Source organism: Streptomyces sp. NPDC050164, assembly GCF_044459945.1.
Lineage (GTDB): Bacteria > Actinomycetota > Actinomycetes > Streptomycetales > Streptomycetaceae > Streptomyces > Streptomyces coeruleorubidus_A.
In genome coordinates this window covers 46097-60988 of sequence record NZ_JBITJK010000049.1, presented here as the reverse complement: position 1 = coordinate 60988, position 14892 = coordinate 46097, and the positions used below count along the sequence as shown (strand labels likewise).

The 14892-nt window shown below is 69.2% G+C and carries 13 protein-coding genes and 4 pseudogenes; 12 read left to right on the top strand and 5 right to left on the bottom strand.

The features are described 5' to 3' along the window. Positions 1-84 (top strand): annotated as a pseudogene (locus ACIBNA_RS39725) (IS5/IS1182 family transposase); the annotation flags it as partial. A 6-nt stretch (positions 85-90) separates the two neighbouring features. On the opposite strand, the gene ACIBNA_RS39720 reads toward ACIBNA_RS39725, so the two are convergent. Next, positions 91-1395, bottom strand: coding sequence for a sensor histidine kinase (locus tag ACIBNA_RS39720; RefSeq protein ID WP_399170142.1), 1305 nt, complete (start codon positions 1393-1395; stop codon positions 91-93). A 114-nt stretch (positions 1396-1509) separates the two neighbouring features. Between ACIBNA_RS39720 and ACIBNA_RS39715 the strand changes: the two genes are divergently transcribed. From ACIBNA_RS39715 to ACIBNA_RS39680, 8 genes are all read left to right on the top strand, one after another. Beyond that, positions 1510-2220, top strand: a complete 711-nt coding sequence (locus ACIBNA_RS39715) for a hypothetical protein (RefSeq protein ID WP_399170141.1) — start codon at positions 1510-1512, stop codon at positions 2218-2220. 5 nt (positions 2221-2225) lie between these two features. Next, positions 2226-2942 carry an ABC transporter ATP-binding protein gene (locus tag ACIBNA_RS39710; protein WP_399170140.1) on the top strand — a complete coding sequence of 239 codons (717 nt, stop codon included), beginning with the start codon at positions 2226-2228 and terminating at the stop codon, positions 2940-2942. After that, positions 2939-3625 (top strand): ABC transporter ATP-binding protein, encoded by a 687-nt coding sequence (locus tag ACIBNA_RS39705; RefSeq protein WP_399170138.1) that lies wholly within the window; start codon positions 2939-2941, stop codon positions 3623-3625. The genes ACIBNA_RS39710 and ACIBNA_RS39705 overlap by 4 nt, the downstream gene beginning before the upstream one ends. After that, positions 3622-6348 carry an FtsX-like permease family protein gene (locus ACIBNA_RS39700; protein WP_399170137.1) on the top strand — a complete coding sequence of 909 codons (2727 nt, stop codon included), beginning with the start codon at positions 3622-3624 and terminating at the stop codon, positions 6346-6348. Before ACIBNA_RS39705 ends, ACIBNA_RS39700 begins: the two co-directional genes overlap by 4 nt. Before the next feature lie 38 nt (positions 6349-6386). Continuing rightward, complete coding sequence (locus tag ACIBNA_RS39695; protein WP_399170136.1) at positions 6387-7157, top strand: response regulator transcription factor; 771 nt, start codon at positions 6387-6389, stop codon at positions 7155-7157. Between the two features lie 199 nt (positions 7158-7356). Next, a complete protein-coding gene (locus tag ACIBNA_RS39690; RefSeq protein WP_399170135.1) occupies positions 7357-7539 on the top strand; it encodes a hypothetical protein in 183 nt (60 codons plus the stop codon). Further along, on the top strand, positions 7515-7916 hold the full coding sequence (locus ACIBNA_RS39685; protein ID WP_399170134.1) for a hypothetical protein: 402 nt from the start codon (positions 7515-7517) through the stop codon (positions 7914-7916). Before ACIBNA_RS39690 ends, ACIBNA_RS39685 begins: the two co-directional genes overlap by 25 nt. A gap of 102 nt (positions 7917-8018) precedes the next feature. Further along, on the top strand, positions 8019-8360 hold the full coding sequence (locus ACIBNA_RS39680) for a hypothetical protein (RefSeq protein WP_399170133.1): 342 nt from the start codon (positions 8019-8021) through the stop codon (positions 8358-8360). Positions 8361-8449: 89 nt separating this feature from the next. Here the strand turns inward: ACIBNA_RS39680 and ACIBNA_RS39675 are convergent, their stop codons facing one another. Next, positions 8450-8836: a peptidase inhibitor family I36 protein gene (locus ACIBNA_RS39675; RefSeq protein WP_399170132.1), complete on the bottom strand. Its 387-nt coding sequence runs from the start codon at positions 8834-8836 to the stop codon at positions 8450-8452. 309 nt (positions 8837-9145) lie between these two features. On the opposite strand from ACIBNA_RS39675, the pseudogene ACIBNA_RS39670 reads away from it, so the two are divergent. Next, positions 9146-10265: pseudogene (locus ACIBNA_RS39670) on the top strand (IS630 family transposase). 60 nt (positions 10266-10325) lie between these two features. Here ACIBNA_RS39670 and ACIBNA_RS39665 read toward each other — a convergent pair. Beyond that, a pseudogene (locus ACIBNA_RS39665) lies at positions 10326-10619 on the bottom strand (DUF6368 family protein); the annotation flags it as partial. Between the two features lie 590 nt (positions 10620-11209). On the opposite strand from ACIBNA_RS39665, the pseudogene ACIBNA_RS39660 reads away from it, so the two are divergent. Beyond that, positions 11210-11374, top strand: a pseudogene (locus ACIBNA_RS39660) (pirin family protein); the annotation flags it as partial. Between the two features lie 498 nt (positions 11375-11872). On the opposite strand, the gene ACIBNA_RS39655 reads toward ACIBNA_RS39660, so the two are convergent. After that, a complete protein-coding gene (locus ACIBNA_RS39655) occupies positions 11873-12808 on the bottom strand; it encodes a hypothetical protein (protein ID WP_399170131.1) in 936 nt (311 codons plus the stop codon). A gap of 48 nt (positions 12809-12856) precedes the next feature. Then, entirely contained in the window at positions 12857-13804 is a 948-nt protein-coding gene (locus ACIBNA_RS39650) for a phosphotransferase family protein (protein WP_399170130.1), read from the bottom strand. Positions 13805-13848: 44 nt separating this feature from the next. Between ACIBNA_RS39650 and ACIBNA_RS39645 the strand changes: the two genes are divergently transcribed. After that, positions 13849-14865 (top strand): GDP-mannose 4,6-dehydratase, encoded by a 1017-nt coding sequence (locus tag ACIBNA_RS39645; protein WP_399170129.1) that lies wholly within the window; start codon positions 13849-13851, stop codon positions 14863-14865. Positions 14866-14892: the final 27 nt, after the last annotated feature.

Sequence of the window (14892 nt, the reverse complement as noted above, 5' to 3'; positions counted from 1 at the left end):
CGCGTCTTCCGCAGAGCCCGCTGCAGCCCTAACCGCATGACGGTCATGGCCGCTGCCGTCCTCACCCTGGAGCGTCAACGCTGAAAACGCTCAGTTGTTCGTCTCCGGCGGTCCGGGAGGAAGCAGCAGGGTGAAGGTTGTGGGGTCGGTGCCCGCCAGGACCAGCCGGCCGCCCGCCGCCTCGGCCAGCTCTCCGGCGAGCGCGAGGCCGATGCCCGCCCCGGGGCCCGTGGTGTGACCGCGGTCGAAGAGCACCGCGGGGTCGGCGCGCAGGATTCCCTCGTCCCGCACGTCGAGGGTGATGGTCTCACCGAGGGACCGGGCCGTCACCGCGGCCGTCCCCCGGCCGTGGACGCGGGCGTTGTCGAGTAGCACGTCGAGGATCTGGCCGACGGTGCGGCCGGGTACGGGCGTCTCGCGGGTTCCGGGCTCGGCGGTGACGGTGAGGCGGCGGCCCGCGTCGGCGAAGAGACCGTGCCAGCGTTGCTCGGCGGAGTCGAGGACCTCGCCGAGGAGTTGGGTGGTGGCAGCATCCGGCACGGAGGCCCGCTCGGGGCCGGCCAGGCGCAGCACCTCGTCGATGGTGTGGTGCAGGTGGTGGGTGCTCTCCAGCGCCTCCTCCAGGGCAGTTCGCGGATCCGTGCGGGGATCGGCCAGGGCTGCCTCCAGGCCCAGTTGGAGGCCGGCCAGCGGGGTGCGCAGCTGGTGGGAGGTGTTCGCGGTGAAGTCCCGCTCGCGCTTCAGGAGGTGGGCCAGGCGTTCGACCATCGCGTTGTGGGCGCGGGCGACCTGGTCGATCTCGACGATGAATGATGGCGCGGCCCGGGCCGTCAGATCCCCCTCGGTGACCGCCCGGGACTGGCGGGAAAGGGCCTCCAGCGGGGCCGTCAGGACACGGGCCTGGCGGCGGGCGACCAGGACGGCGACGGCGAGCGCGCCCAGAGCCGCCCCCAGGAGGGCGAGCCACGCGAGCAGGATGTGCCGCCACACGCCCCACGCCGGGGACGAGGCACGGACGACGCCGATGACCCGCTCGTTCTCGGAGACGGGGACCGCGACCACCAGGTCCCCGCCGGCGCGTCCACGGACGACCGTTCCCGTGCTCGCGCGGCGGGTGTCCGGGTCCGCCCCGGCCGGGCCATCGCCCGCGAGCAACCGCATCCGCGTGTCGTACACGCCCAGACGCACATCCCCGCCCGCCGTCGGCAGCTCCACGGGATCGCCGGAGGTGAAGTCCGGGCCCACCCGGACAGCGGCGGTCAGCGCGTCACGTTGCAGTTCGTCGCGCTCGTCGGCGAAGAAGTACGCCCGCATGGCCGCCGCCAGCGGCACGGCCAGCACGACGAGCGCGACCAGGACGGCCACCAGGGCGACACGGAGCACACGCTGTCTCATGCCCTCATCATCGGGGCACGTCCGGGACCGGAGGGACGTACGGCGCGGGGTTTTGCCGTCGTCTAACCCTCGGCGGTCAGGGCGTTAACCAGGCGCTGCCTAGCGTCAACGGACATGGCCGACCGCCTGCGGGCGCCCGGCCCGGGTGCCGGCTTCAGGCGCCTGTCTCCGCAGAAGGGCAACATCACGATGAACCGCACACACTTGGTCCTGCCCGTCGCCGGCCTCGTCCTGGCGTCGGTGGCGATCACCGCATGCAGTGGATCAGGGGGCTCCAGCAGCTCCGGCGGGCCCGGCGGCCCGTCCACGACCAGCCGTACGACCCAGTCGTCGCCCACAGCGCCCGCGACCGAGGTCAACCCGGCGGGCGACATCCCCGACAACCAGGCGTACGTCGCCTTCACTCCGCCCCGCGGCGGCTTCTCCGTGAAGGTGCCCGAAGGCTGGGCGCGCACCGGCAAGGGCACCGTCACCTCCTTCACCGACAAACTGAACCGCATCGAACTCGCGCCCGCGTCCGCCGCGTCCGCCCCCACGACCGGTTCGGTCACCGCGCAGACGGTTCCCCAACTGCGGCGCAGCGTGCCGAACTTCGTGATGGGACACGTCTCCGTGGTCTCCCGGCACGCCGGACAGGCCGTACTGCTGACCTACCAGGGCGACTCGGCCCCCGACCCGGTGACCGGCAAGGTGGTGCGGGACGCCTTCGAGCGATACGCGTTCCGCCGCCGGGGCCGCGAGGTTGACGTGACCCTCTCCGGGCCGCTGCACGCCGACAACGTGGACCCGTGGCGCATCGTCACCGACTCCTTCACCTGGCGGTGACCGCCATGGACAGTGGCGTTTTTGCCCGTACGCGCGCCCCGCGGACCGACGATCTCGATGTCGTCCTGGACGCGCACGAGCTGTACCGGTTCCACCGCGCCGGTGAGGAGGAGACGCTCGCCCTGCGCGGGGTCTCGGTGCGGGTGCGGCGCGGGGAGACCGTGGCCGTCACCGGCCCCTCCGGCTCCGGAAAGTCCACGCTGCTGGCGTGCCTGGCCGGGCTCGACGAGCCGTCGGGCGGTGCCGTACATGTCGGCGGAGTACGGATCAGCCATCGTCCGGAAGCAGAGCGGGCCCGGTTGCGGGCCCGTCGCATCGGCGTCCTGCTCCAGTCCGGCAACCTTCTACCCCACCTCAGCGTCCGCGACAACGTTCGCCTGGCCCAGGCCGCGGCGGCCGACGACGGCCGCCGAGAGGACCTCTCCGTCCTGCTCGACCAGGTCGGACTCGGGCACCGCGCCCTCGCCCTGCCACAGGAGCTGTCCGGCGGCGAACTCGCCCGAGCGGGCCTGGCCGTCGCACTCGCCAACGACCCCGAGGTGCTGCTGGCCGACGAGCCGACCGGCGAACTCGACGGCGCCACCGAGCAGCGCGTGCTGGAGCTGCTGCGCAAGCGGGCCGAGGCCGGGCGCGGGGTGCTGGTCGTGACGCACAGCGTGGAGGCCGTCGGGATCGCCGACCGGGTGATCGCCCTGCGCGACGGAAGGATCGATGCGCCGTGAACGGGTCCCCGCAACAAGCCGCGGACAACGCCGTGCTCGTCGAATGCCGGCAGGCTGCCCGGACCTTCGGCCGGGGTGAGACCGCGGTGGTGGCGGTGCACGGCGCCACCTTCCGGGTGCGGGCCGGCGACCGGATCGCGCTCACCGGTCCCTCGGGGTCGGGCAAGTCGACCCTGCTGCATCTGCTGGCCGGGCTCGAACGCCCCACCAGCGGCGAGGTGTCCTGGCCCGCTCTGGCCGGGCCGCGCGAAATCGGTCTGGTCCTCCAGGGGCCGAGCCTGATCCCGGCCCTGAACGTCGTGGAGAACACCGCGCTGCCGCTCGTGCTCGCGGGCGTTCCCGAGGAGCGCGTCCGCCGCACCGCGCTCGCCGCGCTGGCCGTGGTCGGCGCGGCGGACCTGGCCGACCGGCTGCCGGAGGAACTCTCCGGCGGGCAGAGCCAGCGCGTGGCCGTCGCCCGGGTCGTGGCGCTCGCCCCCCGGCTGATCTTGGCCGACGAACCCACCGGGCAGCTCGACCGGGCCACGGGACAGCGTGTCCTGGACGTCCTGGTGACGGCGGCCGACGAGACCGGTGCGGCCCTCGTCGTCACCACCCACGATCCGTCCGTCGCCGAACGCCTGCCTGTCCGCCGGGCCATGCACGACGGACGCCTGCTCGACCCGGCCGAGGAGAAGTCATGACCGCCCACCAGTCCCGCCCCGTCACCGCACGGTTCGCCACGGCCACCGCGTGGTCCGGCACGCTCGCCTTCTGGACCCGTGGACTCGTCCGCCGCCGTACGGGCCGGCTGCTCGCCACCGTTGCCGGCATCGCGCTGGCCGTCTCCCTGGTGGCCGCACTCGGCTCCTTCCTCACCGCCTCGAAGTCGACGATGACGCAGCGGGCCGTGCGCTCGGTGGCCGTGGATTGGCAGGTGGAGGTACAGCACGGCGCCGACACCGCGTCGGTCCTGCACACGGCGCGGACCACCCCCGGAGTCCGGGCCGCCGTCCCGGTCGGCTTCGCCCGCAGCAACGGGTTCAAGGCCAGCTCCGGCGGCAGCACGCAGACCACCGGCCCGGGCGTGGTGCTCGGACTGCCCACCGGCTACCAGGAGCTGTTCCCGCACACGATCCGTCACCTGACCGGCTCCTCCTCCGGAGTGCTGCTGGCCCAGCAGACCGCCGCCAACCTCCATGTGGCGCCCGGCGACACGGTCACCATCGCGCTGCCGGGAGCTCCGGCGGGCCGCAGCATCCGGGTGGCGGGGGTGATCGACCTGCCGCAGGCCGACTCCCTGTTCCAGAAGGTCGGCGCCCCGCCGCAGTCGCAGCCCACGGCCCCGCCGGACAACGTGATCCTGCTGCCCGCCGGACTCTTCACCACGCTGACCGCACCGGTCGCCGCGGCCGACCCGGCAGCCGTCACCGCACAGATCCACGTGGCCCGCGACGCCCGGCTGCCCGCCGACCCCGCCGCCGCGTTCACCGCCGTCACCGGCGCGGCGCACCACCTGGAGGCGGCCACCTCGGGCGGCGCGCTCGTCGGCGACAACCTCGGCGCCTCACTCGACGCGGCCCGCCAGGACGCCCTGTACGCACAGATCCTCTTCCTGTTCCTGGGAGTCCCCGGCGCGGTGCTCGCCGCCGCCCTGACCGCCGCCGTGGCCGGAGCGGGTGCCGAGCGGCGGCGGCGCGAACAGGCCGTGCTGCGCACCCGCGGACTGCGGGGCCGGCAGATCGCGGCCCTGGCCGCAGTCGAAACGGGCCTCACCGGGCTCACCGGCGGCCTGCTCGGCATCGGCATCGCCGCACTCGTGGGCCAACTGGCCTTCGGGACAGCCTCGTTCGGAGCGAGCGCGACCTCGGCCACCGTGTGGTCCGCCGCCGCCCTCGCGCTCGGCCTCACCGTCGCCGCCCTGGCGGTCCTCGCGCCCGCCCTGCGAGACCTGCGGGCCATCACCGTCGCCCGGGCACGCCAACACGTGGGCCGCCGCACCGGCTCGCCATGGTGGATGCGCTGCGGCCTGGACTTCCTGCTCCTGGCCGCGTCGCTGCTCGTCTTCCGCGCCTCCAGCGGCAACCAGTACGCGCTCGTCCTCGCCCCCGAAGGCGTGCCCAGCATCTCCGTGTCCTACTGGGCCTTCCTCGGCCCCGCCCTGCTGTGGGCCGGCAGCGCCCTGCTGCTGTGGCGCCTGGCCACCTTGGCCCTCGCGCACGGCCGATCCGGCCTGGCCCGCCTGTCCCGGCCGCTCACCGGCCCCCTGTCCGGCATGACCGCGGCCACCATGACCCGCCGCCGACGCCCCCTGGCCCGATCCGTCGTACTGCTCGCACTCGCCCTGTCCTTCGCGTTGTCCACGGCCACCTTCAACGCCACCTACAAACAGCAGGCCGAAGTCGACGCCCGCCTCACCAACGGCGCCGACGTGACGGTCACCGAACCGCCCGGCACACGGACCGGCCCCCACGCCGCCAACTCCCTTACCGTGCCCGGGGTACGGAACGTCGAGCCGCTCCAGCACCGGTTCGCCTACGTCGGTTCCGACCTGCAGGACCTGTACGGCGTCCGGCCCGCGACCATCGCCGCCGCCACCTCCCTCCAGGACGCCTACTTCGCCGGCGGCACCGCGAAACAGCTCATGGCCACTCTCGCCCACCGGCCCGACGCCCTGCTGGTCAGCGCCGAGACCGTCAACGACTTCCAGCTCTCCCCGGGCGACACCGTACGGCTGCGAGTGCAGGACAGCCACACCAAGGCGCTGCGCACCGTGCCCTTCCACTACGCGGGCATCGTCAAGGAATTCCCCACCGCCCCCAAGGACAGCTTCTTCGTCGCCAACGCCTCCTACCTCGCCAAAACCACCGGCAGCGACGCCGTCGGCGCCTTCCTGGTGGACACCGGCGGCACCCACCAGAAGGACGTGGCCGCCCGCCTTCGCCACCGCCTCGGCACCTCTGCGACGGTCACCGACCTCACTCAGTCCCGCTCCACGGTCGGCTCCAGCCTCACCTCCGTGGACCTGTCCGGCCTCACCCGCATCGAACTCGGCTACGCCATCGTGCTGGCCGCCGGAGCCGGCGGCATCGTCCTCGCGCTCGGGCTCGCCGAGCGGCGCCGCACCTTCGCCATCGCCACCGTCCTGGGCGCCACCCGCAGGCAACTGCGCGGTCTGGTGTTCAGCGAAGCGGCCGTGCTCACAGCGGCCGGCCTGGCCGGCGGCGCCCTCAGCGGCTGGGCACTGTCCGACATGCTGGTCAAGGTACTCACCGGCGTCTTCGACCCGCCACCCGCGACGATCACCGTGCCCTGGGCGTATGTGACGGCCACCGTGCTGGTGGCGCTGACAGCGGTGGCGGCCGCCGCCCTCAACGGCGTACGCCGCTCTCACCGTCCCGCCGTGGAGGAGCTGCGCGAGCTGTGACGCCGCTTGGCGCCGTCGGAGGGCCTACGCTTCCGCCCATGCGTACTCCCGCTCCGCCGCCACACCGCGCGGACCGCCCCCACGCTCCCGAGCGTGACCGCGACCGCGACCGAGTCCGCGTGCTCGTCATTGAGGACGACGACACCATCGGGCGCCACCTGGAGACCGGACTGACCAGCGGCGGCTACGCACCGACCTGGTCCAGAACGGGGACCAGTGCGCTGGCTGAGGCCGAGCGGACGACGTACGACGTCGTCCTGCTCGACCTCGGCCTGCCCGACGTCGACGGCCTCGACCTCGCCCGACGGCTGCGCGCCCGCTTCCCCGAGCTGCTGATCGTCATCCTCACCGCGCGCGCCGACGAGATCGACGTGATCGCCGGTCTCGACGCGGGAGCCGACGACTACCTCGTCAAACCCTTCAGCCTCACCGTCCTGCTGGCCCGCCTGCGCGCCCATCTGCGCCGCCGCCCGCCCGCCTCGCCCCAGGAAGAGCCCCTACGCCTCGGCGACCTGACCGTCGACACCGCCGCCCGCCGCTGCCTCCTGCGCGACCGTGAACTGACCCTGCGTCCCAAGGAGTTCGACCTCCTCGCGGTGCTCGCCCGGCACGCGGACAGCGCGGTGGGCCGTGAGACCCTGATAGCCCAGGTATGGGACGAGAACTGGTTCGGGCCCACCAAGACCCTCGACGTCACCATGGCCTCCCTGCGCCGCCGCCTCGCGGAGGCCGAAACCGCCGCGACAGCGCCCGTACACGTCCCTCAGATCATCACCCTGCGCGGACACGGATACCGACTGGAGACGTGAGCGGCACCACCTCCTGGGCACCGCTACGACAGTCAGGATGTGTTCAGGTTACAGGTGTCACGGTCAGGTGCATGACATTCGAGACGTCCGAGACATCCGAACTCCCGCCGGTCCACGGCCCCGCCGCTGCACACCCGGCCACCGCCGTCGCTCGCGACCTGGTTGGAACAGGGTTCCCGAAATCACCGTGTACTTCTGGGTGATCAAGGTGCTGTGCACCACGGTGGGTGAGACTGCGGCCGACCTACTCAACGAGAAGGCCGGCCTGGGCCTGACTGGTGTGTCGCTGCTGATGAAGGTGTTGTTGGCGGGGGTGCTGGTCGTGCAGTTCCGCACCAGCGTCTTTACCGCGCGGGCGTGTGCTGGCTCGCCGTCGCCCTGATCAGCGTCGTCGGCACCCTCATCAGCGACAACCTCACCGACAACATGGGCGTACTGCTGGAGACCAGCACCACGGTGTTCGCGATCGTCCTGGCGGTCGTGTCCGTCGCCCGGTACCGCAGCGAGCACACCCTGTCCATCCACAGCGTCGACACGACACGCCGGGAGTCCTTCTACTGGCTCGCGGTCCTGTTCGCCTTCGCCCTCGCCACCTCGGCCGGCGACCTGGTCGAGCGTGGGAAGGCGCCGGGATGCAGGAGCGGCAGTGGATCGTTGCCCGCCGTAGCGAACTGGGCGCCCTCGCTGAGCAGTTGGCCAAGCGGCTTCAGGAGGCCCGGGTCGAGCGGCACGAACTGTGGGTCGCGGAGCGGGTGTTGAACCTCTTGGCCGAGCAGGCCCAGGCCGACGCCGAGGCTGTCGGTCCGGCATCGGCGAAGGTGGCCGGGCGGGGCGGTCCTGCTCATCCCGCACCGCAGTGACGTGGCCGACGAGTGCGCGCTGCCCGGCGATTACCGCAAGTTCCTGGCGATCGTGCGGGGGGGCTACGCCTTCATGGGCGCCGCCCACTCCCAGGGCTGGCGCACCGCGGGCCGTGCCGACGGCCCGGAGCAGGTCAGGGTGGTCGGCGAGCGGCTGGGCCTCGACACCTCGGTGCGCGGCAAGCTGGAGCCGCTGCACGCGAAGATGACCAAGCTCCCCGACCGCGGCTGGCTGCACGTCCGTAACTGCGCGTGCGGGGCCGTAACCGGCGGGCCCCAGCGGGAGTTGAGTTGTGTGAAGAAAAACAACGACACCGTCGAGGGCCCTGACAGCCTTGTCTGACACCACCCGCCTGCCGCTGTCGAGTGCCACAACGGCACCCCCGCCGCCCGGCACACCTGTCGAGGGAGCTCTGCGGCCCGAGGGGCGTGCTATCGGCAGTTGATCCATTTATTGGAGAGGATCTTGACCTCGCGTCCGATCCCGGGGTTCTTGTCTCCGCGGGTCGTCCTCCCGAGGGGGTTCTTGTAGTTCTTGTCTCCGTAGAGCATCACGTCACAGCTCGTGCCGTTGTTGAAGTTGGACCGGTGGTGGACGAAGACCGTGAACTGCGACAGATCCGCGTTGTTGCCCTCGACCTTCTGCATCTGACCCTTGTAATCCTCGCCGGCCCAAACGCAGAACCAGCCCGAAGGACAGTCCGATGCCGCTTTGGTCGAGACATCCTCGGCATGTGCCGAGCCTGTGAGAGCGGTGCCCGCGAGGGCGAGAGCCGCGAAACCAGTACCGATGCGCCTGGCGGTTGTCTTATTCGTCATATGCTCTGGCACTCCCCGTGATGGTGGCCTCTGGGTGAGATGTCTCCGCCTGCTCCAGTCTGGCGGTGCAGATCGGCGGGTAGAACCTCAACTTTTCCGAGTAAGCCTCTCAGAGCCGGACCGAACAAGCGGGGAACGACTGTCGAAGCGTCCTACCGCTGACCCACGGTGTCCGAGAAGAGGTTGGTCGCCGCGGCTGAGGCGTCGGCAGAACAGTTCCGGCCAGTGCTGTGACCGCATAGGTTCGCCGGGTCGGCTGTTGTGGCGGTTGGATGTGCGGTGACGTCCGATCCGACCGCTGGAGGCGCGGTGGCCGAGCCTGTCCGTGTGCGCAGACTGACCGACCAGGAGGGTCAGAAGCTGCAGCAGATCGTGCGCCGGGGCAGCACCAGCTCGGTGCGCTACCGGCGCGCGATGATGCTGCTGGCCTCGGCCGCCGGGAACCGGGTGCCGGTGATCGCCCAGCTGGTGCAGGCCGACGAGGACACCGTCCGGGATGTGATCCACCGGTTCAACGAGATCGGCCTGGCCTGCCTGGACCCTCAGTGGGCGGGAGGCCGTCCCCGCCTGCTCAGTCGTGATGACGAGGACTTCGTCGTCCAGACGGCCACCACCCGCCCCACCAAGCTCGGCCAGCCCTTCACCCGCTGGTCGCTGCGCAAGCTGGTCGCCTACCTGCGGAAAGTCCACGGCCGGATGATCCGCATCGGCCGTGAGGCGTTACGCGGCCTGCTCGCCCGCCGCGGCGTCACCTTCCAGCGCACCAAGACCTGGAAGGAGTCCCCGGACCCTGAACGGGAGGCGAAGCTGGACCGGATCGAGCACGTCCTGGACCGCTTCCCGGACCGGGTTTTTCGCCTGCGAAGAGTTCGGTCCGCTTGGGATCCGGCCCACCGCGGGCTCGGGCTGGGCCGAACAACGGCGTCCCGACCGGCTGCCGGCCACCTACCACCGCACCCACGGAGTCCGGTACTTCCACGGCTGCTACTCGGTCGGCGACGACCGGCTGTGGGGCGTGAACCGGCGCAAGAAGGGAGCCGTGAACACACTGGCCGCGCTGAGATCGATCCGCGCCGCCCGGCCCGACGGCGCACCGATCTACGTGATCCTGGACAACCTGTCCGCCCACAAGGGCGCCGACATCCGTCGCTGGGCGATGAAACACAAGGTCGAGCTGTGCTTCACCCCGACCTACGCCTCGTGGGCGAACCCGATCGAAGCGCACTTCGGACCGCTGTGGCAGTTCACCATCGCCAACTCCCACCACCCCAACCACACCGTGCAGACCCGGACCCTGCACGCCTACCTCCGCTGGCGCAATGCCAACGCCCGCCACCATGACGTCCTGGCCGCCGAACGCAAGGAACGCGCCCGCATCCGAAGCGAGAAAGGCATCCGCTGGGGCGGCCGACCCGCTCTCGCCGCATGATCAGGCAACATGGCGAACGTTCCAGGTCACAGCACCACCTCCGCAGCGAATCTGTCTGGGCTACTTGACCAGCCGGAAGACGGGGTGCCCAACCCAGGCCCGCAGGAACTCCGCGGTTCCCAGCGCCATCCAGTCGTCGCCCGCGATCCCCAACACCCCCGGAAGGCCAGCGACGACCGGCGCCTGTCCATCCAGCAGCTCGACATTGGCCACGCCCCCGATGACGTCCATGACAGCGGAGGTCAGCAGGGCCGTGGCCACGTGGTCGATCTCGCGATTGCAGCCGGCGCTGACATTGACGGCATGGGTCGGCCTGAAGCCGAGGATGGCCTCCACCTCGGGCTCGTCCGCGTGCTCAGCCTCGGCCTTTCTCGGACTTGCCGCCGCCCTGTGCTGCTACAAGCGACTCGTCCGCCTCACCACGTAGGACACGGTCTAAAAGCCCATGTCATCACCCGTTCTCACCTCTCCCGTGCTGACTTGGTGCTGACTACGCTGCGTTGAACTCGGTCATCTGGGGCCGATCGGGCAGCAGCCGTTGCTTGGTCCTGCATGAAGCTGAGGCATGGGAGCGTTGGGGATCAGGTCTGAGGTGAACGGAATGGTGGGCCTGTGCATGGTGCGGCGCCCGCGAGCGAACATCGTCTGCGCGGTTGCGTGGTGCGACACCCCGGCCGCGCATGCCGGAGCCGACGATACCTCTGGTGCCGTGAGCGTCAGATGCTTGCCGTGGGTGTGCTTGTGGATGGGGGACGGATTCGGTGAACTGGCCGAGAGCCTGGGAAGCCGATTGCTCCCCAAGCAGTGCCGCACCCTGGTGCACCGAGGACTACCGGCTCGACAGCGCTGTCTTCGACCCGCCAGCCCTCACCCGCCCACGCGCCGTACTGGACTCAGAGATGGCCCTGTTCGATGACCCGCTCGGCGATGTAGGCCTGTTCCACTTGTTCTGGAACTGGATCGGACGGTCGCAGGAGGAGATCGTACAGGCCCGCCGGGACTGGATGGAAGGGGCGAGGTTCGGGGTGGTGCAGGGGTACGACGGGGATCCGCTGTCTGCCCCCGAACTGCCGTCGACGCCTTTGAAACCGCGGGGGAGGGTGCGTTGACCCCCGGAGATGGCCGATTACAGGCGATGGGTGGGTGACGTCCATGGCGGCGGTTGTGCGCCAGGGCGTGATCTTGCCGTCGTTGACCATTTCTTCAGGGAGGCCTTTGTCCCGCCACGGGCCCAGCTGCGGCCACGTGCAGTGACATGTCCGGTTCAGTAAGCCTTGTAGGGGGACGCGTCGTACGACGGGTACCTCGCTGGCCTCCACATGCGTGCCTCGCTGATCTGGATAAAGGAGCTCCCCCGGACTACTCGCTGATTACGGATCGACACGCGCTGCAGAGCCACGAAGAGCCGTGCGGGCGCCAGGGCATCAGCTTGGCGCTTGTCCGCGAAGAACTCAGTTCGAGTGCGGTCGACCGTCTCGGGCCCAACGGTGAAGGGGAGAGCTCTGAGCTCTTCCAGGACTGTGCTGCAGTCCTTCCAGGTGGTGTCGCTGCCAATTTTATTGATCGGCAAGTCCGGACACCCTCGGCTCCCGGTCCGGAGCCCAACATCACGTCGGCCGACGATGGGGCTTCAGGTAGCTCACGCCGGCGATCCGCAGCCGTGACGTGGCGGGTTCGACGGCGCGGCATGTCACCCGGAGGCGGGAACTGTCCACTGGCAGCACGAGTCCGTGCGTCGAGCGCTTCGGCGGCCACTGAGCGGCGTCAGTGATCCCCCAACGCGTCAACGCCCCGAGCAAGAACGGATCGGCGGGATACCAGCCGCTGTCCGTGTGGAGTTCGACCCAACCATGCCACACAGGAAACGGTACTGAGACGAACAGTCCGCCTCTCGGCCTGCTGTTGATGCCCAGCTCCCGACTGCGCTGTACGAGGTAGGCGGTGGCGAGCTTGCAATCCGCTAGTCCCGTGGTGCGGAGAAACTCCAAGTCACTCGTCAGCTCCTGCGGAAGGAGATGGAAACGCAACTTCGTGGCAGCGTTGATCAGTTCATTGAACTGGGCGGGAAAATAGAAGGGGTCCCGGGCGGGAGCCAGCGTCCATGCATAAGAGCCGGGCTCGACCCGGCACAGTTCGTCCGGAGCCAGGTCGGCCGTCAGGGCCGGGTCGAGGGCGAAGTCGCACGGCCCGTGATGCCCGGGTGCGGGGCAGGCAGCGGTGAGGTTGACGCGATATCCGGACCTCGTGCCCAGGTGGTCGTGCCGAACCAGGGACTCGGACCACCCGCGCATGATCCTCCAACGCGGCCCGATCGAGAGTCCGAGGCCGATGTTCTCCGCGTCCAGCGGGTCGAATCGACGGTCGTTGCCTGAGCCGTCGTGAGGAAGCCCCCCGTCGAGCAACTGGTCCAGCAGGGGCGGTCCTATACGGTACAGGCGCAGGAGATCCGGGGCACTCACGGTGAATTCACGGTACTGGTCAGGGACCATCCTGATGTGTTCAAGGACGTCGTGCACCCGCGTGGAGCCGTCGGTTGCATGCACGTGAGTTGTTGTCCTTCCGGAAGTGACGCGCAGGTACACCGCTGCGGTTCATTGGAGGATGTTTGCGACGGACTCGGCTGCCCACCGGTCGAACAAGGACACGTCGGTCGTCGGAAAGAGGGTGTGCTGTGCCTCAACTGCCCAGTGGAGTCGCAGGAACCAGAAGATTTCGACGACCGCGTCACTTACATGGCGACGGGGATCGAGTCCGGCGGCCACCAGGAGTGACACGAGGTCAACCTCGGGCGGGGCCACCACAGGGCGCTGCCAGTCGATGACACGGTAGCCATCGGTGGTGACGAAGATCTGGTCCGACTTGAGATCGCCGTGGATCACCCTAGGGCCATCCGTTACGGCCGAAAGGACCGGCGCGGAGGCCGCCCACGCCCGCACTGGCAGGATCCCTGCACGGCCAGTGTGGCTGAACCGGTCGCCCAGGACGAGCGTGTCCCATTGGTCGAGCACATCCTCGACCACCGTGAACCATGCGTCGACCGATCCGATGCTGAGATGGACCGGCAGGTCGCCGCGGATATGACCGATCCGCGACACGACCTCTCGGCCGTGCTCGACGAACTCCTCGCGATCCGGGGAGACGGCGGCACCAAGCGACGGTGCGTCGATCCAGTCGATCACCATCGGACGGGTCTCGGCCATGTCGTCGAGAAGCCGGTGCCGCGGCAGCAGGGGCGAGGAAGCAGCGGTGTAGAACTCCGGTTCGACGGTGGGGGGCAACTGCGCCTTGTAGGCCAGTCTGGTGCCGTCTTTCAGCCGTACTGACTGTACGCATGACAATGGCCAGGCGTGGATCGTTTCGCGTTCTTCTACGTTGACTCCCAGTAACTGTGACAACTCGCCATCCGAGTGCAGTGTCAGCTGGGGGAAGACGGGATGCTTCAGCATATCGGCATCCTCGCCGATCGGAAAACGACGCACAACTGCCGCGTCCTGTGCCGCACAAGGGAGTGCAGGAGTGGAGGAGTAGGAGGTATACATGTCCGTACGGTGGGATGCCTTCCTGATCGGATCGGGGTGGAAACTTGGGAAAACGTGCGCTCGTTACGGGAGTCACTGGCCAGGACGGAATGTATTTGTCACGGGAGCTGCTTGCAGCCGGATACGAGGTCTTCGGCCTTGTGCGAGGGCAGCAGAACCCCAAGATCGGGAAGCTGAAGAGGCTACTCCCGGACCTGCGGGTTGCCCACGGGGACTTGCTGGACCAGGCGAGTCTCATTTGCGCGGTGGAGAATTTCCAGCCGGACGAGATATACAACCTGGGTGCGGTTTCCTATGTTCCGGTTTCCTGGCAGCAACCCGCACTGACCACGGATGTCACGGGAATAGGTCCGCTGCGGATCCTGGAAGCCATCAGGATCGTCAGCGGTATCGGGAGCGGGTCTCGGGCGCAGGCTGCCGGCGTGAAGTTCTACCAGGCCTCCACGTCCGAGATGTTCGGAATGGTCGCCGAAAGCCCGCAGAGTGAGAGGACGCCGTTGCATCCGCGTAGCCCGTACGGAGTCGCCAAGGCGTACGGACACCATATTACGCAAAACTACCGGGAATCCTACGGTATCTTCGCGGTTTCGGGAATACTGTTCAACCATGAATCGCCATTTCGCGGCTCGGAGTTCGTGACACGCAAGGTGTCGATCGGCGCGGCACGTATCGCGCTGGGTCTGGAGCAGGAGCTACCGCTCGGCAATCTGGATGCTCGTCGTGACTGGGGCTTCGCCGGCGACTATGTGAAGGCGATGAAGATGATGCTCGATACCAAGGAGGCCGAGGACTACGTCATCGGCACTGGCGTGACGCACTCCGTGCGTGACCTGGCCCGAGTCGCCTTCGAATGTGTCGGCCTGGACTGGGAGAAGTATGTGGTGGTCGACCGGGACCTCTTGCGGCCGGCCGATGTGGAACTGCTCTGCGCGGATGCGTCAAAGGCACGGGAGCGACTCGGCTGGGTTCCGGAGACTTCCTTCGAGGAGGTGATCACGTCGATGGTGGAGGCCGACCTCGCTCGGCTGTCCGGCGACAAGAAGGAGCCACTTCTTGCCTGAACGCTGCGGGTATTGCTGCGGGGGTGC

Excerpts from the sequence above, each read along its gene's own strand:
- ACIBNA_RS39720 (WP_399170142.1), bottom strand. The coding sequence starts at position 1,395 with ATGAGACAGCGTGTGCTCCGTGTCGCCCTGGTGGCCGTCCTGGTCGCG.
- ACIBNA_RS39715 (WP_399170141.1), top strand. The coding sequence starts at position 1,510 with ATGGCCGACCGCCTGCGGGCGCCCGGCCCGGGTGCCGGCTTCAGGCGC.
- ACIBNA_RS39710 (WP_399170140.1), top strand. The coding sequence starts at position 2,226 with ATGGACAGTGGCGTTTTTGCCCGTACGCGCGCCCCGCGGACCGACGAT.
- ACIBNA_RS39700 (WP_399170137.1), top strand. The coding sequence starts at position 3,622 with ATGACCGCCCACCAGTCCCGCCCCGTCACCGCACGGTTCGCCACGGCC.
- ACIBNA_RS39695 (WP_399170136.1), top strand. The coding sequence starts at position 6,387 with ATGCGTACTCCCGCTCCGCCGCCACACCGCGCGGACCGCCCCCACGCT.
- ACIBNA_RS39675 (WP_399170132.1), bottom strand. The coding sequence starts at position 8,836 with ATGACGAATAAGACAACCGCCAGGCGCATCGGTACTGGTTTCGCGGCT.
- ACIBNA_RS39650 (WP_399170130.1), bottom strand. The coding sequence starts at position 13,804 with ATGTATACCTCCTACTCCTCCACTCCTGCACTCCCTTGTGCGGCACAG.